Source organism: Stenotrophomonas sp. YJH_SMC_36 (assembly GCF_059369935.1).
Genome location: NZ_JCAFTD010000004.1, coordinates 14,779 through 35,567, shown reverse-complemented (window position 1 = coordinate 35,567; position 20,789 = coordinate 14,779). Strand labels below are relative to the sequence as shown.

Here is a 20,789-nt window from a genome sequence, read left to right as displayed (position 1 = left end):
ACAACTTGAATGACAGTGGACTTGCCGCTAGGCAGGTGACTGACATTTCAACGGTTCGCGGAGGCGTGGCGCACTTCAATCCGGCAGGGCAATCGCGCAATCCGGCAAATCCACGGCCGGATTCGGCAGCCGGATATGCAAAACCGGCAGCAATGCCGTGAAAGCCCCTGTGGGGCAAGACTCAGGCCGGTTGGCCCAACTGCGCAGGTGCGCGCATCAGGGTATCCCGCGGAAGTTCACCGAACACCTTCCGGTAATTGTCGGCAAAGCGCGAGAGATCCCACAGGCCACAGCTCAGCGCGATCGCCTTGACCGAACGCCTGCTGGAGTCGGCCATCGACAGGCTGCGGCAGGCTGCACAGAGGCGCAGCATGGACAGATAACGGTTGGGCGACGTACCGAACAGATCTTCGAATGCATAGCGCAGGCCACGCTCGCTGACACCGGCGGCGTCGCAGATTTCATTCATGTATATATTGCGACGCAGGTTGAGCCGCATGAAATTCTCGGCGCGCTGGGCGATCAGGTAATGCGTACGCCGTGCGCGGCTGCACCCCGGGCGATCCACGGCACCGGCACCCAGCAGGGCCTGGATGTGCTCATGCAGCAGCCGCTCGGTTTCCTCCGGCTGCAGGCTGGCACCCTGCCCCAGCTGCTGGTGCAGCTGCTGGTAATGCAGCGCCAGCGGGGCATCATCACCGGACAGATTGAACAGCGAGAGCGCCTGTCCGGCCGGCGGTGTGCTGCGCAGGCTCAGTTCGGTCAGCTTGCGCTGCACTCGCGATACCGGCACCAGCATCAGGGTCAAGCGGGTACCGGGGCTGAGGGTGAATTCACTGATGCCTTCGGGAAGCACGGTCAACGCCATCCCGGCCGCCAGCGGTACGCCATGGCACCAGCTCACCGCCTCGTCGGTGGCCTGCAGATACCCCAGCATCGCCCAGTCCGGCGGCAGCATGAAGCGGCCACGGCAATGGAATCCGCAGCTGATGCTGCAGAACAGGGCTTCCTCATGCACGCGCGAAGCGAACGCCGCGCGCGGACCATTGCCGTCGAGCAGCAACAGTTCCACATCGCATACGCGAAGCACACCGCTCAGCGTGGCCAGGTCGATCGACCGGAGCTCGCCGTCGTCGCTGTCAACCACCCCACCATCAACCATGACAGTGTCGTCCCCCGTTGGTCAGCTGCCCGCCGCAACCCCCACTGCCCTACAGGTGCGCGCGGTTTCCAAGAGCATCATCCGTTGCCGTGATGGATGCGGCCACTGGCCGGCTCCACCTTGAAAGTACCAAACCTTGAATACGAGTATGCCCGATAATCCACGCAGGTAAACAGGTCGCACGGGAATACAGCAACCCGCGCCCGGCGTGAAGGAAATGTGGGCGCCAGTGGCACGATTCTCGCATGCGTTAACCCGGGTCACATTATTAACATCACGATGAATCGTTACGCTTGGGAACGGCGCTTCATCACAGAATAAGCAACCTATTATCAGGAATAAGAGATTCCTGCCGAATTTGCATATAGGTTCCGGTTGCACCCGGCCGCCATTCAGGCAAAGTCGGTATCACGGTGATCGAACCGCTCCGATGCGGTCACACCCAGGGGACAGCATGACGATGCACGCGCTGCTCGATGACGTTGCGACCACCGGCCTGGTGCCGCGCGGTCGCACATGCGCGGTCGCTGCACTCCCTGGCGGAGATCACCCTGCTTTAGCGATGCGGGACAGTCCCGCATTGCCACCTCCGCCAGGATGGCAGAGGTCCATGGACGGTCCCGACGGAGTCGGGCAACCGGCCGATGCAGGTGTCTTGTTGCCATTGACAGGTAGAGGGAGACAACCGTCATGAACGCTTCCATCCGCAAGTTCCTGAAAGAAGAAGATGGCGTGACCGCACTCGAGTACGGGCTGCTGGCCGCTGTGATCGCCGGCATCCTGATTGCCGTGGGCCGCACCCAGATCACGGAATTCTTCACCACGCTGTTCACCCGCCTTTCGGCAATCGCCACCGAAGCAACCACCTGAGCGACCTGCGGACGCACCACCGCTGGTCGCGCCATCCGCGACCACGGTGGCCGCAGGCCGGGATGCGGTTGCAGACGGTCCAGTGACGGACGAAGGGGAGTGCGATGACACTGCTGGGACTATTGGCCATCGGTGTGTGCCTGCGGATCGCGATCAGTGATCTGTATGCCCGCCGGGTGCCCAATGCCTGGCTGCTGGCTGCGTGCGCACTCGCAATACCTCTGCTCGTCGCCGGGCAGTTTGGTGAGCCACGACTGCCATGGCCGGCGCACCTGCTCGGTGCCGTTGCCGGCTTGCTCGCGCTCCTGCCCTTCTACGCACTACGCTGGATGGGCGCAGGCGACGTGAAATTCTTTGCCGTGCTCGGCCTGCTGCTGGGATGGCATGCCTTGCTGCCGATATGGGTAGTGGCCAGCCTTGCCGCCGGCGCCCACGCAGTGGCGATCCTGCTCGGGCGTCAGCTGGGCATGCACCTGCCGATGCGCGTGCAGCTGCAGGTATCGCGCGCCAGCGAGCAATGGCAGACGCACCCCGCATTGCGCGGAATGGAGGCTGCCCGCCAGGGGCGCCGCGGCATTCCCTATGCGGCCTACCTCGCATTGGCGGCGATCGGCTGGCTCCTGGCCACGACCTACGGAGGTCTCGCATGAACACCCTCGGTCCCCGGCGCCAGCGTGGCGTGGTTGCCGTCGAATACGCGCTGATGATGATTCTCGGCCTGGTGCCGCTGCTGCTGTTCACTTTTTCCGGCGTGCTGATCATGGCTGCCCAGCAGACGCTTGCAACGGCCGCTGCCGAAGGCGCGCGCGCATCGCTCCGCTTCGGAACCGCCAACGAACGACGCACCGCCGCGTGCGTCGCAGCACGCCAGTCGATGCAATGGCTGCTGCAGTTCTCCAGGCAGAACCCTGACTGCAGCGCCGGCGGCACCGGTCCGATCCAGGTCTCGGCGCAGGCACCCTGCGCGGGCATGGCGACCGCGCAGTGCATGACGGTCACCGTCCGCTACGACTACGCCGCCCACCCTTTCTTCCCCGGCACCGCCACGCTTTACGGCTGGGTGATGCAGGCCCCCATCCGCAGCGTCGCGGTCGCCCAGCTCGACCTCGGCTCCGGCAACTGACGGTACAGGAGACGGTTCCATGCTCAAGTTGACCCGCATCGCCGCCATCGCTCTGATCGCACTCGCGGTGCTGCTGGCGCTGATCGCATTCGTGATCGGCCGCAGGCCCGCCCCTTCGACGGAAAGCGCGGCTCCGGTCGTTCACGCCGACGCACAGGCCATTACGGTGGTCGAGGCCATCGCCCGGCTGCCGGCCGGTGAACCGATCACAGCCAATGGCGTGCGCCTGGCGCGTCGAAGCGCAGCCGTGCCGGGTGCCGCCGCCGACCTGGCCGCCGTGGTCGGCAAGGTGCCGGTGCAGGACATCGCCGAAGGCAGCACCATCAGCGACGCAGTGCTGGCCCAGGGCTTCTCGCTGCAGCTGCGGCCCGGCGAGCGTGCACTGGCGGTGCCGGTGGATGAACTGGTCGGTGCCGGCAACCGTATCCTGCCGGGCGATTTCGTCGATGTGTTCCTCAACCTGCGCAGCGAACCTGCCAGCTACAACGCGGCACCCGACGCCGCACAGACCCGCCTTCTGCTGTCGCGCCTGCGCGTGCTCAGTTATGGCCAGCAGGACATCGCCCCGAACACGGGCAGCACGAATGCCAGCGCCGATACCAGCAACCGTGCAGACCCGCGCGCGGCGGATATCACCAGCAACGCCAGCAGCGGTGGCGGCAGTAGCGGTGACGCAGCCCAGCCGGCCCGCAGCGCCGTGCTGGCGGTGCCGGTGGCCGATGCCAACCGGCTGCTGCTGGGCGCGCAGCAGGGCAAGCTCTACCTCGCGCTGCGCAATCCCGCCGACGCCGGCCAGCCCGACCTGGCCCTGTTCCCGCAGGCGCGGGGTGTGATCGACCCGCTGCGTGGCCTGGACGCGGAACAGCAGCTGGCGTTGCAGCGCCCCGAGAACCACGCCTTCGCCGGCATCGATGGCGATGCCCTGGCCGGTCGCAGCAACGCACGCGCACGCACGGTGAACGACGCCCCGGCACAGCCCCCCGCCGCCCGCCGCAGCGCACCGCGCGCATCCGGAATCGAGATCATCCGCGGCGATGGTTCTGCGCCCCGCGGCTCCCTTTGACCTGCACCGAGAGCTTCCATGACCGAACGTCGCCAGAGTCCACGCCCCTCCTCCCGCCAGCGCTGGCTCGCTCTGCTGCTGGTGCTGCTGGCGCCTGCGACCAGCGTGGCTGCTGACGACCTGGTGCTGCAGGCCCGCGAACAGCGGCCATGGACACTGCCCGCGGACCTGGAACGGGTGGCCATCGCCGATCCGGGCGTCGCCGATATCGTGATGCTGCGAGGCCAGCGCCAGGCGCTGCTGGTCGGCAAGGCCCCCGGCACCACCACCCTGCTGCTGTGGCACCGCAAGCAGTCGGAGCCACAGCGCGTGCAGGTCCGCGTGCAGAGCGCGGTGCAGGGGGCGGCCGATGCGGGTTCCAGCGGCCTGGTGTTCACCCAGCAGGACCAGCAGGGCCTGCTGCAGGGAAGCACCGACAGTGCGCTCTCGCACATGCAGGAACAGAAGGCGGCCGCGATGGCGTTGGGCAAGGATGGCCAGCTGGCCGATGCCTCCACCATCGCCAGCGGCGGTGTGGTCCAGGTCGAGGTGAAGGTGGTCGAGTTCAACAAGACCGCGCTGAAACAGGTCGGCATCAGCTTCCAGAACCGCAACGGCGGTTTTGCCTATGGCTTCGCTCGTCCGGGCGGCATCCTGCCGGGCAACACCGGCGTGCTGCCCGGCATGCAGGAGGGCAATTCCAGCAACGAATCGGAATCGCCCATCTCGTCGGCCTTCCGCCTGGTGTTCGGCTCGACGAAGGGCCTGTGGAATGCGGACCTCGATCTGCTGCAGTCCAATGGCATGGCCCGGGTGCTGGCCGAGCCGACCCTGGTCGCGCTGTCCGGCCAGAGCGCCAGCTTCCTCGCCGGTGGTGAACTGCCGATCCTCGAACCCCAGGGCCTGGGGACCACCACCATCACCTACAAGCCGTTCGGCATCGGCCTGACCGTCACCCCGACCGTGCTCGCGCCCAACCGCATCGCCCTGAAGGTGGCGCCGGAAGCCAGCGACCTCGACTACACCAACGCCATTTCCCTCAACGGTGTGCAGATTCCCTCGATCAGCACCCGCCGTGCCGATACCACGGTGGAGCTGGGCGATGGCGAGAGCTTCGTGATCGGCGGTCTCGTCAGCTCGACGGTCGCCTCCACGGTGAACAAGATCCCGCTGCTGGGCGACCTGCCGATCATCGGCTCGTTCTTCCGCGATTTCGACTACAAGCGCCAGGACAAGGAACTGGTGATCATCGTCACGCCACGGCTGGTGCAGCCCCTCGCCCGCAATGCCGAGCTGGCACTGCCAGGCGAGCGCGAGGCCCGGCCCAACCTGCCTGAGTGGGGTTCCTGGCTGCTGGGTCCGGTCAGCCAGGACCCGGTGCCCGGTTTCTCACGTTGAATCCATGATGCCTGCGATACCACGCCCATGCCCTACGCCACTGCCCAGCCGCTGCATCCGCAAGGACCGCCGATGAACCTGGTCCTGTACGGGATGGATCGCGAACTGCTGCCGCGGCTGGCGGCCAAGCTGCCGCCTGCCACCACCCTGCACTGGCAGGACAGCGGTGAGCCGACATCCGCGCAGGACCTGCAACGCGGTCCGCAGAATCTGGTACTGCTCGACTTCCGCCCCGAGCACGCCGCCGCCTCGACCGTGCTGGCGCAGCAGCTGCAGCAGACCCAGCCGGACCTTGCGCTGGTCGCCGTTGGCGCCACCAGTGCCGGGCAGGTCGAAGGCGTGGTGATGGCGCTGCGCGCCGGCCTGCGCGATGTGCTCGACCTGGACAGCGACAACACCGGCATCGAGGCCGCGCTGCGCCGCGCGCTCTCGCCCCGGCCCGCCGCTGCCGCACACCAGCCGCACAAGGCGCGGTTGATCCTGCTGCTGGGCGTACGTGCCGGGGTCGGCACCAGCACACTGGCCGCGCATCTGGCCGTGCTTGCACAACAGACCCATGCATTGGCGCAGGGCGAGGCCAGCACCCAGGACGGTCTGCTGCTGGAACTGGCGCAGCCGGCAGGCGACCTGGCGCTCTACCTCAATCTGGACAGCCGCTTCCACTACGAAGATGCACTGCGCAATGCCAGCCGCATCGACGCCACCCTGGCGCGCACTGCGATGGCGCGCCATGACAGCGGACTGGTCCTGCTCGACCGCGCCAGCGGCAGCGATGCGCTGCCACCGTCCGATCCGGGCGCCCTGCTGCAGCGGCTGCGCGGCGTGTTTGCCAGCGTGCTGTGCGACGCCGGCGGCTGCCCGCTGCGTCAACTGCCACCGCTGCTGCTGGACCAGGCCGACGAGATCTGGCTGGTCGCGGACGCTTCGATCGCCACTCTGGTCTCGCTTGACCATGCGCTCAAGCATCTGTCCGGCCAGCGCGAACGGGAGAAGCGCCTGCAACTGGTGATCAACCGCCATGACGACAGCAGCGGCATGAGCCCGGAGCAGATCGCCCGACGGTTCGAGCTTCCACTGCTGGCCACGCTCCCCGAACGACCACGCGTACGTGCCTCCGCCAGCCACGGCCACCTGCTGCTGCAGGACGCGCCGCGTGATCCGTACCTGCGTGCCCTCGCCCCGCTCGTCCAACGCCTGGATCCGGCTGCATGCCCGGTCCAGACGCACGGCCTGCGGGAAAGACTTGCCCTTGCCCTGGGTGGATCGCAATGGAAGACAAAGTAACCCCGTTTCCGCACGCCGTCGCCCGCCACACCGTTCCTGACCACGTTGCGGGCAATCTGCCGTTCGCAGAGACCGAGCAGTACCAGAAGGTGCTGTCCGCGGCGCATGAGCACCTGCTCAACAGCATCGAGGACGAGCGCATCGATATCGATTCGTGGGCTCCGGACACGATCGCGCGCTGGGTGCAGGTGCAGACCGTGGGTTTCATCCAGGAATGGCGCATCCCGATCAATGAAGAGGAGATGCAGGTGGTGGCCGAGGGCCTGGTCAAGGAGCTGACCGGCTTCGGCCCGCTGGACGACCTGCTGCATGATCCCACCATCGAAGACATCCTGATCAATGGCTTCAAGGATGTGCATGTCTCGCAGGGCGGACAGCTCAAGCGCGCAACCCAGCGCTTCACCGACGACACCCATCTGCTGCGCATCCTGCGCCGCATCCTCGCGCCACTTGGCCGGCGCCTGGATGACTCCAACCCGATGGTGGATGCGCGCCTGCCCAACGGCGGCCGCCTCAATGCGATCATCTCGCCGCTGGCGGTGGACGGCCCGATGGTCTCCATCCGCAAGTTCCGCAAGGACCCGTTCACGCCCGATGAACTGCTGGCCAAGGGCACCTTCGATGCGCCGATGCAGGCGCTGCTGAAGGCGATGGTGCTGGGTCGCTGCAACATCCTCGTCTCCGGCGGCACCAGCTCGGGCAAGACCTCGCTGCTGAACGCCCTGGCCAGCTACGTGCCACCCACCGAGCGCGTGATCACCGTCGAGGACACCGCCGAGCTCTCGCTCAACCATCCGCACGTGGTGCGCCTGGAGAGCCGCATCGGTGGTGCGGAGGGACAGGGCGCCGTCAGCATCCGTGACCTGGTGCGCAACAGCCTGCGCATGCGCCCCGACCGCATCGTGGTCGGCGAGGTGCGCGGCGCGGAAGTGCTGGAGATGCTGCAGGCGATGAACACCGGCCACGACGGCTCGATGGCCACCATCCATGCCAACTCGCCGCGCGACTGTCTCTATCGCATCGAGATGCTGGCCGGCTTCGCCGGGTTCCAGGGCAGCGAAGACAGCCTGCGCAGGCAGATCGCCAGCGCGATCGATTTCATCGTGCAGATCTCGCGCCTCGGCAGTGGCCGGCGCGTGCTGGTATCGATCACCGAGATCACCGGCGTCAGCGACAACCTGATCACCACCCAGGAGATGTTCCGCCACGAAGTGCAGATCGACGGCAGTGGCAAGGAGACCGACCGCTGGATCGGGCTGGGCTTCCAGCCGCACTCGCACAAGCTCGAGCCGTTCCGCCAACTGTTGCGCGAATCCCTCTACGGAGACTACTGAACATGGGGACCGGCCTGCTGCTGGGCGTATTGAGCATCGTGTCGGTGCTGCTGGCGCTGGCGGTATGGCTGTGGGGCACCGCCAACAGCCGCGAACAGCGGCAGGCATCCCTGCAGCATGCCGAACAGCAGCTGGCACGTGGCAGCGCGGGCCCGGGCAGCAACGCGGCTGCGGCCAACGATGGATCGCGGCCGCTGCCGGCAGCAGCTGGCCGTCGCGCGCTGCCCTGGAATGGCCTGCTGCAACGCGCGGGCCTCGCCACCGGCTGGAAGGTGCCGCTGATGCTGCTGGTGCCCGGCCTGGCCCTCTCGCTGTTCGCGATGCTGCGGCTGGGAACGGCATGGATGCTGCCGCTGACGCTGCTGCTGTACCTGCTGGGCTGCTGGTTGTGGATCATGCGCCGCACCGCCAAGTTGCAGGCCAAGCTGCTTCATCAGCTGCCGGACTTCCTCGACAACCTGGTCCGCCTGACCGCGCTCGGCAACAGCCTGCAGTCGGCCTTCCAGGTCGCGTCGCAACAGGCGACGCCGCCGCTGCGTGAGCTGCTGGACACCACGGTGCGATACGCGCGGGGCGGCATGGACCTGGACCGCGCACTGAACCTCGCCGCGCAGCCCTATCGGATGGAGGTGCTGAAGGTGCTGGCCGTGGTGATGGGCGTCAGCGTCCGCATCGGCGGCCGCGCCGATCAGATCCTGCAGCGCATGGGCGATTTCATGCGCGACCTGGAGCAGGCCCAGCAGGAGCTGTCAGCCACCACGTCCGAGACCCGCATGTCGGCCTGGGTGCTGGGACTGCTTCCGCCCGCCAGCGCGGTACTGATGGCGATCTCCAGCCCCGAGTTCTTCCAGCCCGTCCTGCACGATCCGCTCGGTCACAAGATCCTGCTGATCGCCCTGGGCCTGGAACTGCTCGGTGGTTTCCTGCTGTATCGCCTGGCCAAGTCGCTATGAGCATCCGCAGCGGAGGTTCCCGATGAGCGCAACTGCCTGGTTCGCACTGGCCCTGCTGGTCCTGGCCGCCGGCGTCGCCCTGCTCGGTGTGGGTGGCTGGGTCCGCAGCCATCGCGAGGACCGCAGTGCGGCAACGCTGAAGACCGCATTGCAGCCACGTGACCCGATCGCCGACGAGGACGCGGCCCGCAGGGATTCACTGGGCTGGCTGGAGCGCTTCGGACGGACGCTCAGCGGCGGGCGCCTGGAAGCCGCGCTGCTGGCAGGCGAGGATCGCCTGCTGCTTGATCTGGCCGGCTGGAACACCCGTCGCGGCACGGCGATCTATCTGGGCCTGCGCCTTCTGCTGGCAGTAATGGTGCTGGCGCTGACCCTGGCCGTGAGCGATGCCACCGGCCTGGCCCGGATCATGGTGATCGTCGGCGCGCTCGCCGCCGGCCTGCTGCTGCCCAAGTTCGTGCTGGCCGCGTGGGTCAAACGGCGGCGGCGCGCCGTCAACAACGAGTTGCCGCTGCTGATCGACCTGCTGCGCCTGCTGCAGGGGGTTGGCTTCAGCATGGATCAGAGCCTGCAGACCCTGGGCGACAAGCTGCGCGACGCACTGCCGGTGCTCGGTGGCGAGATCCAGGAGGCGAACGTCGCCTACACCCATGGACGCACTCGCGCCCAGTCGCTGCGCCGGCTCAGCGATGTCTACGGCGATGACGACCTGTCCAGCCTGGTGCAGTTGATCCTGCAGGTGCACGCCCACGGCGGCGCGGTGCAGGAGCCGCTGCGCCAGTTCAGCATCCGGCTGCGCGAACAGCGCCGCAATGCTCTGAAAGAGAAGGTCGGCAAGCTCTCGGTGAAGATGACCGTGGTGATGATGCTGACCCTGCTGCCTGCACTGATGCTGGTGCTGGCCGGGCCTGCGCTGGTCGCGCTGGCCAAAACCCTGTCGAACATGGGATGACCGTCATGCCTGCTCTGCGCCACGCCTGTCTGTTGCTTGCTCTTGCCGCTGCCGTCGCGGGATGCGCCTCGTCCACCCCGAAGTACCTGCGCGCGCCCACCCTGGCCGAGCCCGGGCCCGCGCCGCAGGACAGCCGCAATGCCTACCTTGAGCTGATCGAGCGCATGCAGCTGCAAGGGGCCTGGTACGCCTCGCTGGCGCATGTGGATGCATTCCGCCAGCGCTACGGCGATCCTCCGGCGCTGCGCCTGCTGCAGGCCAATGCACTGCGCGAGACCGGCCAGACCGACGCCGCGGCCGCGCTGTACCGCGAACTCAGCAGCGGGCCGCAGGCCGCCGCCGCGGCACATGGCCTGGGCCTGATCGCCGCGCATCGCGATGACGAGGCCGGCAGCGAACTGTCGCTGGCCCGCGCCACCCAGCTGCAGCCGTTGAATACCGATTACCTGGGTGACCTGGGGTATGCGCGTCTGCGTGCCGGCCGCTTCGATCAGGCCCGCGAGCCGCTGGCCAAAGCACTGGAACTGTCACCGGGCAACGCCAAGGCGACCGCCAACCTGGCGCTGTGGGCGGTCCTGCGCGGCGACAACGCCACGGCCGAACGCCTGGCTGCGCAGGCCAACCTTAACGAAGACACCCGGCGCAGCATCCAGCAGCAGGCCCAGCAGATCCGCAGCCGGCTGCAGCAGCGCCAAGCCCAGGCATCGGCGGCCAGCAGCACGGCACGGATCGCCACTGTGCCATCCCGCGCCCCCGCCCCGGCCGGCAGCCGGCTGGCGGCCGAAACACGCCGTGACGCCCGCGATCGCGATCCCTCCCGTCTGCCGCCGTCGATGCTTGAGCGCTTCGGCACGTCCGACCACCCCACCGAGAACACGCCATGACCGCGATGACCCTGATCCGACGCCTGCTGCCTGCGGTCACCTGCTGCCTGCTTGCCACGGGAGCCCACGCACAGGCGCCACAGGCGCCGCTGACCGGCCAGATGCTGGGAGGCGGCCCGGCCGCCGGCCCGGCCGTCGCCCCACAGCAGGCCGAAGCACTGGCAACCGTCGACCTGGCGGCGCCTGCGCCGCCCCCGGCGATGCCAACCGCGCCTCCTGCCCCGGTGGCCGCTGCACCGGCTGCGCCGCGGCGCAACGAGGTCGGTGATGCCACGCGCCAGCTGTTCCAGCTGCAGGCGTCCGGGCAACAGGCCGGCCCGCGGCTGCCGATCCTCGGTGATCAGGCCACCGCCAGCTACGCGCGCTACCTGAAGAGTTTCGAGCAGGACATCCCCGCCTTCTTCGACACGGATGTCGGCAGTTCCAAGAGCACCTCCAACTCCGGACGCTGAGGCATGCCATGAACCGCTCTCGCCAGCCCCGTTTCCACCGCCCGCGCGGCGGCATGTCCGTCACCATGATGCTGGTGATGCTGGCACTGGTGGCCATGCTGGGTCTGATCGAGGTCGGCTTCCTGTTCTGGGCCAAGCGCGATGCGCAGAAGGTCGTGGACCTGGCGGCGCTGGCAGGTGCACAGCGACTTGAGCTGTGTACATCGAACAACGGCGACAACAGCGCCGCGCGGCAGAGCGCACTCACGCAGAACCAGTTCCCGGGCACGGTGCAGGTCCGCTGCGGCAACTGGAGCGCCGCACGCGGAGGCAACCGCTTCAGCGAGACGGTCGACGCCAGCAATCCGCGCAATGCGGTGCGGGTGGTTGCGACCCGCAGCGTGCTGCCGTTCTTCGGCCAGAACGAGAGCCTGCCGACCATCACCGTACAGGCCGTGGCGCGCCGCTCGGAACCGACGGCGGTGTTCGCGGTGGGTTCGCAGCTGCTGCGCACGAACGGCAACTCGCCCTTGATGGGCACCCTGCGCCTGGTGGGGCTGGACGTCACCAACGCCACGGTGCTGTCGTACGACGGACTGGCGCAGGCCAACATCACACCGTCAGGCCTGCTCAATGCGCTCGGCATTCCGGTCACCGCCAATCTCAGCGTGGCCGACTTCAATCGCCTGCTGTCGTTGAACCAGGTTTCACTGGCACGGCTGGTGGACGCCACCGCCACGGTGGTCGGCCGCAGCACCACCGCGGGCGTGCAGCTGCGTGCGCTGTCCGACCTGGTGGCCACCCGCCTTGACATCAATCGGGTCAATATCGCGCTGGGCAGCCAGAACGGCGGCGGCGGACTGTTCGCCGAGGTGATCTCTCCCGACGGCACGGTGGGCAGTGCGCTGCAGTCGCAGATCAACGTGCTTGACCTGGTCAATGCAGCCATCTCCATCGCCAATGATGGCAATGGCGTAGCGGTGCCGAACCTCAACCTGCTCGGCATGGATATCAAGGCAGGTGTTGTCGAACCGCCGTCGATCGCCATCGGCGGTGTCGGTTCGCGGGCCTACAACGCACAGGTCCGGCTGATGGTCGACGTCGACAGCGACCGCCTGTTCGGGGTGGGGCCACTGCTCAACCTGCTGGGCACGCGCCTGCACCTGCCATTGCATGTGGACGTGGCCAACGCGATGGGAACACTGACCAGCATCCAATGCAGCGCGGCACCGCCCACGGCCACCATCCAGGTGGACTCCTCGGTACTGCGCGCGTGCGTCGGCAAGGTCAATGCCGCCGACCGTTTCTCCAAGAGCAATGTCTGCGACGCCACCTTGCAGAACGAACAACTGCTGACACTGCTGGGACGGCCGCTGATCAACGACAAGATCACCCTGCCGGCGCTGACCGGCACGCAGAGCCTGACCCTGGCCGCCGGCCAGACCGGCACCACCCGGATCAATCCCCTGGCCGTCGGTGACGCGGTCTCGCACCTGGTCAACGAGCTGCTGCGTGTCCTGTCGGGCATGCTGAGCTCGCCGGCACAGGGCATGAATGCCAACGACACGGCCAAGGCACTGGCCGACCGCTACCTGCAGGCAGCGTTCCCCTCGGGCGGCCGCTACAACGTCGACCAGCTCATTCCCCTGCTGCGCGACGGCGACCCGTCGCGCAACCTGGCACCGCTGGGCAACTGGACGGTCAAGAAGGGCGTGCCAAAACCCTGCCTGATCGGGCTGGGCACCTGCTGGGAAGATGGCTCGGTGTGGGCAGGCTACCGCGCCACCGTGACGGGACAGGGCCTGGGTCTGCTCGACGGGCTGCTCGGCTCACTGGTCGGCGGGCTGCTCATCAACCGCTGCGACAGCCTGCTGGGCAACCTGATCGACTACAACGGCTGCGTCCGCACCAATCTGGCCTCGTACATCCAGACCGCCCCGGACGGCTTCCTCGACGCGGCGGCCGGCGGCGGTGTCACCACGCCCGGCAACAACGTGTCCTGCAGCGGTGTGCTGTGCACCGTGCTGAGCCCGGTGCTGGCCGCGCTCAAGCCGGTGCTCAACACCGTCGGCTCCCTGCTGAGCACGACCCTGGCCAGCCTGCTGGGGCTGGAGCTGGGCCGCACCGATGTCAACGTCCAGTCCATCCAGTGCAATGGCGCACAGCTTGTGTTCTGAGCCGGGCCGGCGCCCTTGGCGCCGCCGCCGCGCATGCTAGACTCCCGGGCGGGGAACACTTCCATCTCAACCCACACTCATCCGTGGATGGTCCAGACATGCGAGAAACTTCAGGGGGCACCGTCTTCGCCCGCCACGCGCGCGGCGCGGCACTGCTGGCCGTGGCCATGCTGCTGGCGGCACCGTCCGCACTGGCGGCGCGCAGCAGCCGCGAAGCCGCAGCCGAACCGGTACGCAGCAGCGCACCCGTGGTACGCAACACGGTGGACGAGCTCAAGCAGTTGATGGACGCACGCCAGCTGACCGAACTGCGTACCACGTACAACGGCAACTACGGCGCCAGCCTGCTTTTCAATGCCAGTACCCTGACCTACTACGTCGCCCTGTTCCAGGAAAAGAACTTCTGGCGCGTCATCAAGACCGATGCCGTCGACAACGCCGAGCGGGTCTATCGCACGTTCGTGCAGCAGACCGAACAGCTCGCGCAGGTCTACATCGATACCACCCGCCTGGAAGCCGGCAAGCGCTATACCGAGCGCCTGGTGGCCTACAACGAAGAGCGCCTGCGTACCCTGCACCAGGAAATGGAGCAGCAGCAGGCGCAGTCGGCCCAGGTCAGCGCGTCACTGCAGCAGGCCCAGCAGCAGGCCGTCAGCCTGAGCACCGATGTGCAGAGCACCAACAGCCAGCTGGACGCCCTGCAGCGCCGCATCCAGATCCTGCAGGCCGAACAGGGCAACCCCGAATTGAGCCTGCCGAAGCCGGACAGCACACCCGCGCCGGCAGCGGCCAGCGACGTTCGCTGAATCCCCCGACAGAACCCGACAGCGGCGCCGAACGGCGCCGTTGTCGTTTTTGGCCTGATTGCGACCCGATTCAGCGGCAGGCCTCGAACACGGCATCGTCCCACTGCCTGCGCTGGACGAAATCCGCCCGGCGCGTTCTGGCCAGCGCCTCCGTGCGCATCCTGCGCGCCCGTGCACAGGCCGCAGCATCCGCACTGATCGGAATCAACGCCCCCTGTGCACGGCCCGATCGCCGCACCGGCCTGCGTCCACCGTTACCCGTGGGGGTCGCCTCGGCGGTGAGCGGCGCACTGCCGCGCGGCAGCGACTGCTCGGCGGGCACTTCCCAGCGCCACTCCGCCTGCCCCTGGCAAGGCGTCTGCTGGTACAGCGCACGCCCGCCGTCCGTGCACTTGTAGACCTGGGTCTGCGCCGCTGCGGATGTCGCCAGCAGCATGGCCAGCAGCCCCCATCCCGGCAGAGTCCTCATCTTCACCCCCTCCCACGACCAGCACTCATGGTCGGTACGACGAGCGCCGCGCGCCAGAGCGATCCGCGTCACATCCGTGCTCATCCAGCACAGCCGTGCAAGCCACTGCATCATCTCTGCGCTGTACTGCCACAGGCGACGGCCACCTTCGCCGCCGCCGTCCTTCCCTTCCGCCAAGGAAACCGCAATGAGCAACTACATCACCGTCAACGACGGCGCCCGCATCTTCTACAAGGACTGGGGCACCGGGCAACCGGTCGTTTTCGCGCACGGCTGGCCACTGTCCTCAGACGCCTGGGACCCGCAGATGCTGTTCATGGGCCAGAACGGCTTCCGCGTGATCGCCCACGACCGGCGCAGCCACGGTCGTTCCAGCCAAACCTGGGACGGCAACGACATGGACACCTACGCCGACGACCTGGCCGCGGTGATCGAGGCATTGGACCTGAAGGACGCCATCCTGGTCGGCCACTCCACCGGTGGTGGCGAGGTGGCCCACTACATCGGCCGCCATGGCAGCGCGCGCGTGGCGAAGGTGGTGCTGGTCGGTGCGGTACCGCCCCTGATGCTGAAGACCGCGGGCAACCCGGCCGGAACGCCACTGGAGGTCTTCGACGGCATCCGCAAGGGCACCGGCGGTGATCGTTCGCAGTTCTTCCAGGACCTGGCCACGCCCTTCTTCGGCGCCAACCGTGACGGCAACACGGTCACCCAGGGCATGCGCGATTCGTTCTGGCTGCAGGGCATGCTGGGCGGTGTGAAGGGCCAGTACGACTGCATCCATGAATTCTCGGAAGTCGACTACACCGCAGATCTGCAGAAGATCGACGTGCCGGCATGGGTCGTGCACGGTGACGACGACCAGATCGTCCCCTTCGATGCGTCGGCCAAGCTGTCCTCGCAGATCATCAAGGACGCCGAACTGACGGTCTACCCCGGCGCGCCGCACGGCCTGACCGTCACCCATGCCGATCGCTTCAACGCCGACCTGCTGGCGTTCGCCCGCAAATGATGTCCCGCGGCGGCGCCCCACTGCGCCGCCGCTCCTGCGGGGTAGCGACGGGTATTGCCCAGCGAACGTATCCAGCATCCGCCGGGCATGGCCCGGCGCTACCTGTCAGATATCGCTGTGATGGTGCGGTACCGCCGTGGGCAACGGGTCATGCCCGCCGACGAAATGACGTACCACCGGCGCGCGTTCACCACGGTGCAGAGCACGCAGCACTTCCTGGATCGCCTTGTCGTCGGCCGTGATGCGTTCGTGCTGGCGCAGGTGCTCCAGCCAGGACGGGGTCACGAAATACTCCAGATGGATGCCCGGGCTGGCCACATCTTCGACCACGCCCCACACCACCGCACCGTCGCGGCGCCGGACCGTGCCCAGCGCGCGCATCTGCGCCTGGAACGATGCACGGTCGGCGGCATCGATGCGGTATTCGATCGTCACCAGCACCGGCCCGCGATCGTTGGAGACCGGCACCGACAGTTCCGGCGCCGGCCAATGACCCGCAGGGCGCAGGTTGAGATCTTCGGTGCCAGCGATTCGCACCCTCCACACCAGCAGCCCGCCGATGACCGCGCCTGCTGCCGCAACCAGCAGCGCCAGTTCCGGCGATGTTCGCTGCGCCAGCGCGCCCCAGCATAGGCCACCGGCGGCCATGCCTGCCGAGAACACCATGATGTACAGCGCCAGCGCTCGTGCCCTCACCCACGCCGGAACCGCCGTCTGTGCGGCGATCTGCAACGAGGACAGCACCGTGATCCAGGCAAAACCGTTAACCAGCATCACCACCGGCAGCAGGTACCAGCTGCGGGTCAGCGCCAGTCCAACCAAGCTCAGTGCCAGCGCCAGCGTCGCCAGCAACACCAGCAGATCGCGGTCCAGCTGTGCGCGCAATCTAGGCAGCAGCAGCGCCCCGGCAACCGCGCCGATGCCGATGCAGCCCAGCAGCATGCCGTACTGCCCTGCACCGCCATGCATCTGCCCTCGCACCACCACCGGCAACAATGCGTTCATCGCCGCAGCGAAGAAGAAAAAGCCGACCGATTTGATCAGCACCGCCTGCAGACGCCCGGCGCGGCTGGCATAGCGCAGTCCGGCCTTCAGTCCGGCACCGAAGCCTTCCGGCGGCAGGCTCGATGCCTTCGGGTCACGCTTCCAGCCCCAGACCACGAACAGCATCGCAGCGAAGGTGATGGCATTGAAGCCAAAGGCCCACACGGCTCCCAGCTGGGCGACGATCAGGCCACCGACAGCAGGCCCGATCGAACGGGCGATGTTGATGCCGATCGAATTCAGCGCCACTGCCGACGGCAGCATCGACTGCGGAACCAGCTCGGAGACGATCGCTGCCTGCGCCGGCATCGCCATCGCCGCGCCACATCCCATGCAGAACGTGAGCAGCACCAGCAGCTGCGGCGTCAGCATGCCGAGCGAGGTCAGCACCGCCATCAAGGCCGCCACTGCCAGCATCCATCCCTGGGTGGCCAGCAGGTACGTGCGGCGATCGACGATGTCGGCCAGGGTTCCTGCGGCCAGTGCCAGCAGCACGATCGGTACGGTTGTGGCTGACTGCACCAGGGCCACCATCAACGGTGATCCTGTGCGTTCGGCCATCACCCAGGCCGCGGCCACGTCATTGACCCACGTACCGATGTTGCTGGCCAGGATCGCCAGCCAGATCGAGCGGAACATGCGGATCTTCAGCGGGGACCAGGCACCTGCGGCCGGTGCGGGAGGTTGCGATGTGCGTGCATTCACCATTGCCATGCTCCAACGATCGAGGCGAACAACGTGTCCTGGCCACCGGCCTGCGTCAGCGCAGGACCGGCATCGACCCAGGCCAGCTGCAGCTGCCACTGCCAGTGTGCACTGGCCTGCCAGCGGGTTTCGGATTTGTACTGGCGGCCGATCCTGCGCGCGCCGCCTGCGCTGCCGGGCAACGCCACCAGCGGTGCGGGCGTGGTGTACACCGCATCGGCGCGGCGGTGCTTCCAGGCCATCTGCATGCCCAGTTCAGTGGTGACGGATTCGTGCAACCGCAGTGTGAGGGTTGGCTGCACGTCCATCAGGTTCGCCGGCGCCAGCAGGCTGGCTTCGCTGAAGTAGGCCGATTTCGGGAACAGGGCATTGAAGGTGCCCAGCCGGGCGTCGTTCGGGCGGCCATCACCACTGGCGATGTCGGCCTTCAGTCCCAGCCGTGGCTGCAAGGGCAGTTGCGGCCAACGCCAACCGGTATCGGTGGCCAGCGTCCACGCGCGGATATCAAGCTGCTCGCTGGTGGTCCGCAGCTCACCGCCCTGCACGACCAGCTCGCTGTTCCAGTCCAACGATCCGGCCTGGCCGAACCAGCGCGCCCCGAGAGTCTGCCGGCGCTCGATGCCGGCGCCTGCCGCGAAGCGGGCGTCCTCCCGGCGATAGTCCAGCAGATAGAGGTCCCACTGGCCCGGACCCTGGCCTGGCGCCGTGGTTGCATAGGCACCCCACAGATGCGCACCGCGTTCGCCACGGTCATCGAACGCACCCGGCCGGTTCTCCACCGGACGCAGTGCCATCAGTTCCAGCTCGCCCAGTCCGCCCTGCCATCCGACCCTGGCACCATCGAAGGCCAGGCGGATATTCGGCCCGTCGCGCACCGACAGCAGGCGCGAGCTGCCATGGCCCGCCTCCTGCCGCCCGAGCTGCACACGCAGGCCGCCGCGCTGCCAGCGCCAGTACGCCTGCTGCACGTCCAGCGCACCCCGATCGGTCCTGCCAGGTCCACCGGCCCTCCCACGCTCGCCGTGCACGCCCAGCTGCAGCATCGCCTTCCAGTCGCGTTTACCGTAGGTGGCCGACGCCAATGCGCGAAGCAGGCCGTAGCCATCCTCGCCGCCGCCGATACCGAAGCGGGTCGGGTCGTAGTACATGCCGCGCAGACGCATCGAGGCATCCCACTGCAACGTGCCATCAGCGGCATCGCTGCAGTAGCCCCCCTCGCAGGCGAGCGCAAGGGACGGCGCGGCCAGCAGGGCGAGGCTCAGAATGCGAAGCACGAGCATCCCATCGCACCCCAGAATGCGGTCAGATCATTGCTGGGTGCTGCGTGGCGCGCGGCATGGTCGTGTGCACCGTGGGTCCTGCAGGCCGCACCATGGTGATGGTGATGCGCCATCGCCAGGCCGGTGGCCGCGCCGCCCACGTGATACCCCCCGAACCGGTTGACCGGCGACCAGTCCGGCATCGCCGGCGGCAGCTGCGGCGCCAGTCCGGCATAGTCTTCGCCGGCATGCACGATGCGGCCACCGACCACGGTAAGCACGCTGGTGATGTCGGCGATGCGGGCATCTTCGACGCGGAAGAAATCGGCCGAGAGCAGGATGAAATCGGCCAACTGGCCTTCCCTCAAGGTGCCCTTCACCGCTTCATCGCCGGAGAACCATGCGCTGCCCTGCGTCCACAGGCGCAAGGCCTGCTCGCGCTCCAGCAGGTTCTCCTCCCCATACAGCGCCAGGCCGCCGACGGTGCGCCCGGTGACCAGCCACGACAGCGCGACCCAGGGGTTGTAGCTGGCCACGCGGGTGGCGTCGGTGCCCGCGCCGACCGGCACGCCTTCGGCCAGCATGCGCTTCACCGGCGGCGTGTGCCGTGCCGCCTGCACGCCATAGCGTTCGACGAACGCTTCGCCCTGGTAGGCCATGCGGTGCTGTACGGCAATGCCTCCACCCAGTGCCCGGATCCGCTCGATGTTGCGCGGGGTGATGGTCTCGGCGTGATCGATGAACCAGTGCAGTCCATCGAACGGTACTTCGCGGTTGACCTGCTCATAGACATCGAGGATGCGGCCGATGCTCTCGTCATAGGTCGCGTGGATGCGGAACGGCCAGCGCTTCTGCACCAGCAGCTTCACCACATTATGCAGCTCCGGCTCCAGTTCCGGCGGCAGCTCGGGGCGTGGTTCGCTGAACAGCTCGAAGTCCGCTGCCGAGAACACCAGCATCTCGCCGGCGCCGTTGTGGCGCAGCAGATCATCGCCCTGGCGGGGCTGCAGGATCTCACTCCAGCCACGGAAGTCATCCACTTCCTTGCCTTTGTTCTGCGTGAACAGGTTGTAGGCGATACGCACGGTCAGCTGGTCGTCGCGGTGCAGCTGCTCGATGACCTGGTAGTCCTCGGGATAGTTCTGGAAGCCTCCCCCGGCATCGATCACCGAGGTGATGCCGAGCCGGTTCAACTCGCGCATGAAGTGACGGGTGGAGTTGGCCTGGTATTCGACCGGCAGGCGTGGCCCTTGGCGAGCGTCGCATACAGAATCAACGCATTGGGCTTGGCCAGCAGCAGGCCGGTGGGGTTGCCCAGCGAATCGCGCACGATCTGGCCACCGGGCGGGTCCGGCGTTTCGCGGGTGTAGCCGCATGCACGCAGCGCCGCCCCGTTGAGCAGCGCGCGGTCATACAGGTGCAGCAGGAACACCGGCGTATCCGGTGCGATCTGGTTGAGCTCCTGCAGGGTCGGCAGGCGCTTCTCGTGGAACTGGGCGGCGGTGAAGCCCCCCACCACGCGCACCCATTGCGGCGCCGGGGTGCGATCGACCTGTGCCTTGAGCATGGCCATTGCATCGGCCAGCGAACGCAGCCCGTCCCAGCGCAGCTCCAGGTTGTAGTTCAGGCCACCACGGATGAGGTGGGTGTGACTGTCGTTGAGGCCGGGCACCAGTCGCCTGCCCTGTGCGTCGATGAGCGTGGCTTCGGCTCCCCAACCACGCATGATCTCTTCATCGCTGCCTACGGCGATGATGCGCCCTTCCTGTACGGCCAGCGCCTGTGCATGCGGACGGTGTGGATCGAGCGTGGTGATGCGGGCGTTGCGGATGACCAGTGTGTGCATGCGGCGCTCCTTGGGGGCGGAATCGAGGGCGGCGCCGG

The 20,789-nt window shown here is 67.4% G+C and carries 18 protein-coding genes and 1 pseudogene; 14 read left to right on the top strand and 5 right to left on the bottom strand.

Annotated elements, in window-relative coordinates; all coding sequences use genetic code 11:
* Positions 1-181: 181 nt before the first annotated feature.
* Positions 182-1,162, bottom strand: a complete 981-nt coding sequence (locus tag AC5P76_RS08810; protein ID WP_065175242.1) for an AraC family transcriptional regulator — start codon at positions 1,160-1,162, stop codon at positions 182-184.
* Between the two features lie 690 nt (positions 1,163-1,852).
* Between AC5P76_RS08810 and AC5P76_RS08805 the strand changes: the two genes are divergently transcribed.
* The 13 genes from AC5P76_RS08805 to AC5P76_RS08745 all read left to right on the top strand — a co-directional run bounded on the left by AC5P76_RS08805 (position 1,853) and on the right by AC5P76_RS08745 (position 14,416).
* Positions 1,853-2,032 (top strand): Flp family type IVb pilin, encoded by a 180-nt coding sequence (locus tag AC5P76_RS08805; protein WP_065175243.1) that lies wholly within the window; start codon positions 1,853-1,855, stop codon positions 2,030-2,032.
* Between the two features lie 104 nt (positions 2,033-2,136).
* A complete protein-coding gene (locus AC5P76_RS08800) occupies positions 2,137-2,682 on the top strand; it encodes an A24 family peptidase (RefSeq protein WP_065182942.1) in 546 nt (181 codons plus the stop codon).
* Positions 2,679-3,155 carry a TadE/TadG family type IV pilus assembly protein gene (locus AC5P76_RS08795; RefSeq protein ID WP_065182943.1) on the top strand — a complete coding sequence of 159 codons (477 nt, stop codon included), beginning with the start codon at positions 2,679-2,681 and terminating at the stop codon, positions 3,153-3,155. Before AC5P76_RS08800 ends, AC5P76_RS08795 begins: the two co-directional genes overlap by 4 nt.
* 19 nt (positions 3,156-3,174) lie before the next feature.
* Positions 3,175-4,218 (top strand): Flp pilus assembly protein CpaB, encoded by a 1,044-nt coding sequence (gene cpaB / locus AC5P76_RS08790; RefSeq protein WP_164152538.1) that lies wholly within the window; start codon positions 3,175-3,177, stop codon positions 4,216-4,218.
* Between the two features lie 18 nt (positions 4,219-4,236).
* Positions 4,237-5,595 carry a type II and III secretion system protein family protein gene (locus tag AC5P76_RS08785; protein WP_111185926.1) on the top strand — a complete coding sequence of 453 codons (1,359 nt, stop codon included), beginning with the start codon at positions 4,237-4,239 and terminating at the stop codon, positions 5,593-5,595.
* Positions 5,596-5,622: 27 nt separating this feature from the next.
* Positions 5,623-6,879 (top strand): CpaE/TadZ family protein, encoded by a 1,257-nt coding sequence (locus tag AC5P76_RS08780; protein ID WP_065175248.1) that lies wholly within the window; start codon positions 5,623-5,625, stop codon positions 6,877-6,879.
* The gene (locus AC5P76_RS08775; protein WP_065182946.1) at positions 6,864-8,213 is read left to right on the top strand and encodes a TadA family conjugal transfer-associated ATPase; all 1,350 of its coding nucleotides are present in this window, start codon (positions 6,864-6,866) and stop codon (positions 8,211-8,213) included. The genes AC5P76_RS08780 and AC5P76_RS08775 overlap by 16 nt, the downstream gene beginning before the upstream one ends.
* A gap of 2 nt (positions 8,214-8,215) precedes the next feature.
* A complete protein-coding gene (locus AC5P76_RS08770) occupies positions 8,216-9,166 on the top strand; it encodes a type II secretion system F family protein (RefSeq protein WP_065182947.1) in 951 nt (316 codons plus the stop codon).
* A 22-nt stretch (positions 9,167-9,188) separates the two neighbouring features.
* Positions 9,189-10,118 (top strand): type II secretion system F family protein, encoded by a 930-nt coding sequence (locus tag AC5P76_RS08765; RefSeq protein ID WP_253118575.1) that lies wholly within the window; start codon positions 9,189-9,191, stop codon positions 10,116-10,118.
* 5 nt (positions 10,119-10,123) lie between these two features.
* On the top strand, positions 10,124-11,002 hold the full coding sequence (locus AC5P76_RS08760; protein WP_253118576.1) for a tetratricopeptide repeat protein: 879 nt from the start codon (positions 10,124-10,126) through the stop codon (positions 11,000-11,002).
* Positions 10,999-11,454: a DUF3613 domain-containing protein gene (locus tag AC5P76_RS08755; RefSeq protein ID WP_253118577.1), complete on the top strand. Its 456-nt coding sequence runs from the start codon at positions 10,999-11,001 to the stop codon at positions 11,452-11,454. Before AC5P76_RS08760 ends, AC5P76_RS08755 begins: the two co-directional genes overlap by 4 nt.
* An 8-nt stretch (positions 11,455-11,462) precedes the next feature.
* Positions 11,463-13,610, top strand: a complete 2,148-nt coding sequence (locus AC5P76_RS08750; RefSeq protein WP_111185930.1) for a TadG family pilus assembly protein — start codon at positions 11,463-11,465, stop codon at positions 13,608-13,610.
* 98 nt (positions 13,611-13,708) lie between these two features.
* Positions 13,709-14,416, top strand: coding sequence for a DUF2968 domain-containing protein (locus AC5P76_RS08745; protein WP_253118578.1), 708 nt, complete (start codon positions 13,709-13,711; stop codon positions 14,414-14,416).
* A gap of 70 nt (positions 14,417-14,486) precedes the next feature.
* Here AC5P76_RS08745 and AC5P76_RS08740 read toward each other — a convergent pair whose 3' ends face one another.
* Positions 14,487-14,885, bottom strand: coding sequence for a DUF4124 domain-containing protein (locus AC5P76_RS08740; RefSeq protein ID WP_253118579.1), 399 nt, complete (start codon positions 14,883-14,885; stop codon positions 14,487-14,489).
* Positions 14,886-15,072: 187 nt separating this feature from the next.
* Here AC5P76_RS08740 and AC5P76_RS08735 point away from each other — a divergent pair, with 187 nt between their 5' ends.
* Positions 15,073-15,897, top strand: coding sequence for an alpha/beta fold hydrolase (locus AC5P76_RS08735; protein WP_253118580.1), 825 nt, complete (start codon positions 15,073-15,075; stop codon positions 15,895-15,897).
* Positions 15,898-16,002: 105 nt separating this feature from the next.
* Here AC5P76_RS08735 and AC5P76_RS08730 read toward each other — a convergent pair whose 3' ends face one another.
* The 3 genes and pseudogenes from AC5P76_RS08730 to AC5P76_RS08720 form a co-directional block, all read right to left on the bottom strand.
* Positions 16,003-17,649 (bottom strand): MFS transporter, encoded by a 1,647-nt coding sequence (locus AC5P76_RS08730; RefSeq protein WP_065182952.1) that lies wholly within the window; start codon positions 17,647-17,649, stop codon positions 16,003-16,005.
* Positions 17,643-18,926 carry an alginate export family protein gene (locus AC5P76_RS08725; protein WP_253118581.1) on the bottom strand — a complete coding sequence of 428 codons (1,284 nt, stop codon included), beginning with the start codon at positions 18,924-18,926 and terminating at the stop codon, positions 17,643-17,645. Before AC5P76_RS08725 ends, AC5P76_RS08730 begins: the two co-directional genes overlap by 7 nt.
* A pseudogene (locus tag AC5P76_RS08720) lies at positions 18,905-20,751 on the bottom strand (amidohydrolase). Before AC5P76_RS08720 ends, AC5P76_RS08725 begins: the two are co-directional and overlap by 22 nt.
* Positions 20,752-20,789 lie beyond the last annotated feature (38 nt).

What these genes read in the sequence shown, in the direction of transcription:
- AC5P76_RS08735 (WP_253118580.1), top strand. Translation starts at nt 15,073, where the DNA reads ATGAGCAACTACATCACCGTCAACGACGGCGCCCGCATCTTCTACAAG.
- AC5P76_RS08780 (WP_065175248.1), top strand. Translation starts at nt 5,623, where the DNA reads ATGCCCTACGCCACTGCCCAGCCGCTGCATCCGCAAGGACCGCCGATG.
- AC5P76_RS08785 (WP_111185926.1), top strand. Translation starts at nt 4,237, where the DNA reads ATGACCGAACGTCGCCAGAGTCCACGCCCCTCCTCCCGCCAGCGCTGG.
- AC5P76_RS08755 (WP_253118577.1), top strand. Translation starts at nt 10,999, where the DNA reads ATGACCGCGATGACCCTGATCCGACGCCTGCTGCCTGCGGTCACCTGC.
- AC5P76_RS08750 (WP_111185930.1), top strand. Translation starts at nt 11,463, where the DNA reads ATGAACCGCTCTCGCCAGCCCCGTTTCCACCGCCCGCGCGGCGGCATG.
- AC5P76_RS08800 (WP_065182942.1), top strand. Translation starts at nt 2,137, where the DNA reads ATGACACTGCTGGGACTATTGGCCATCGGTGTGTGCCTGCGGATCGCG.
- AC5P76_RS08810 (WP_065175242.1), bottom strand. Translation starts at nt 1,162, where the DNA reads ATGGTTGATGGTGGGGTGGTTGACAGCGACGACGGCGAGCTCCGGTCG.
- AC5P76_RS08760 (WP_253118576.1), top strand. Translation starts at nt 10,124, where the DNA reads ATGCCTGCTCTGCGCCACGCCTGTCTGTTGCTTGCTCTTGCCGCTGCC.
- AC5P76_RS08775 (WP_065182946.1), top strand. Translation starts at nt 6,864, where the DNA reads ATGGAAGACAAAGTAACCCCGTTTCCGCACGCCGTCGCCCGCCACACC.
- AC5P76_RS08725 (WP_253118581.1), bottom strand. Translation starts at nt 18,926, where the DNA reads ATGCTCGTGCTTCGCATTCTGAGCCTCGCCCTGCTGGCCGCGCCGTCC.
- AC5P76_RS08765 (WP_253118575.1), top strand. Translation starts at nt 9,189, where the DNA reads ATGAGCGCAACTGCCTGGTTCGCACTGGCCCTGCTGGTCCTGGCCGCC.
- AC5P76_RS08805 (WP_065175243.1), top strand. Translation starts at nt 1,853, where the DNA reads ATGAACGCTTCCATCCGCAAGTTCCTGAAAGAAGAAGATGGCGTGACC.
- AC5P76_RS08795 (WP_065182943.1), top strand. Translation starts at nt 2,679, where the DNA reads ATGAACACCCTCGGTCCCCGGCGCCAGCGTGGCGTGGTTGCCGTCGAA.
- AC5P76_RS08740 (WP_253118579.1), bottom strand. Translation starts at nt 14,885, where the DNA reads ATGAGGACTCTGCCGGGATGGGGGCTGCTGGCCATGCTGCTGGCGACA.
- AC5P76_RS08745 (WP_253118578.1), top strand. Translation starts at nt 13,709, where the DNA reads ATGCGAGAAACTTCAGGGGGCACCGTCTTCGCCCGCCACGCGCGCGGC.
- AC5P76_RS08770 (WP_065182947.1), top strand. Translation starts at nt 8,216, where the DNA reads ATGGGGACCGGCCTGCTGCTGGGCGTATTGAGCATCGTGTCGGTGCTG.
- AC5P76_RS08730 (WP_065182952.1), bottom strand. Translation starts at nt 17,649, where the DNA reads ATGGTGAATGCACGCACATCGCAACCTCCCGCACCGGCCGCAGGTGCC.
- cpaB (WP_164152538.1), top strand. Translation starts at nt 3,175, where the DNA reads ATGCTCAAGTTGACCCGCATCGCCGCCATCGCTCTGATCGCACTCGCG.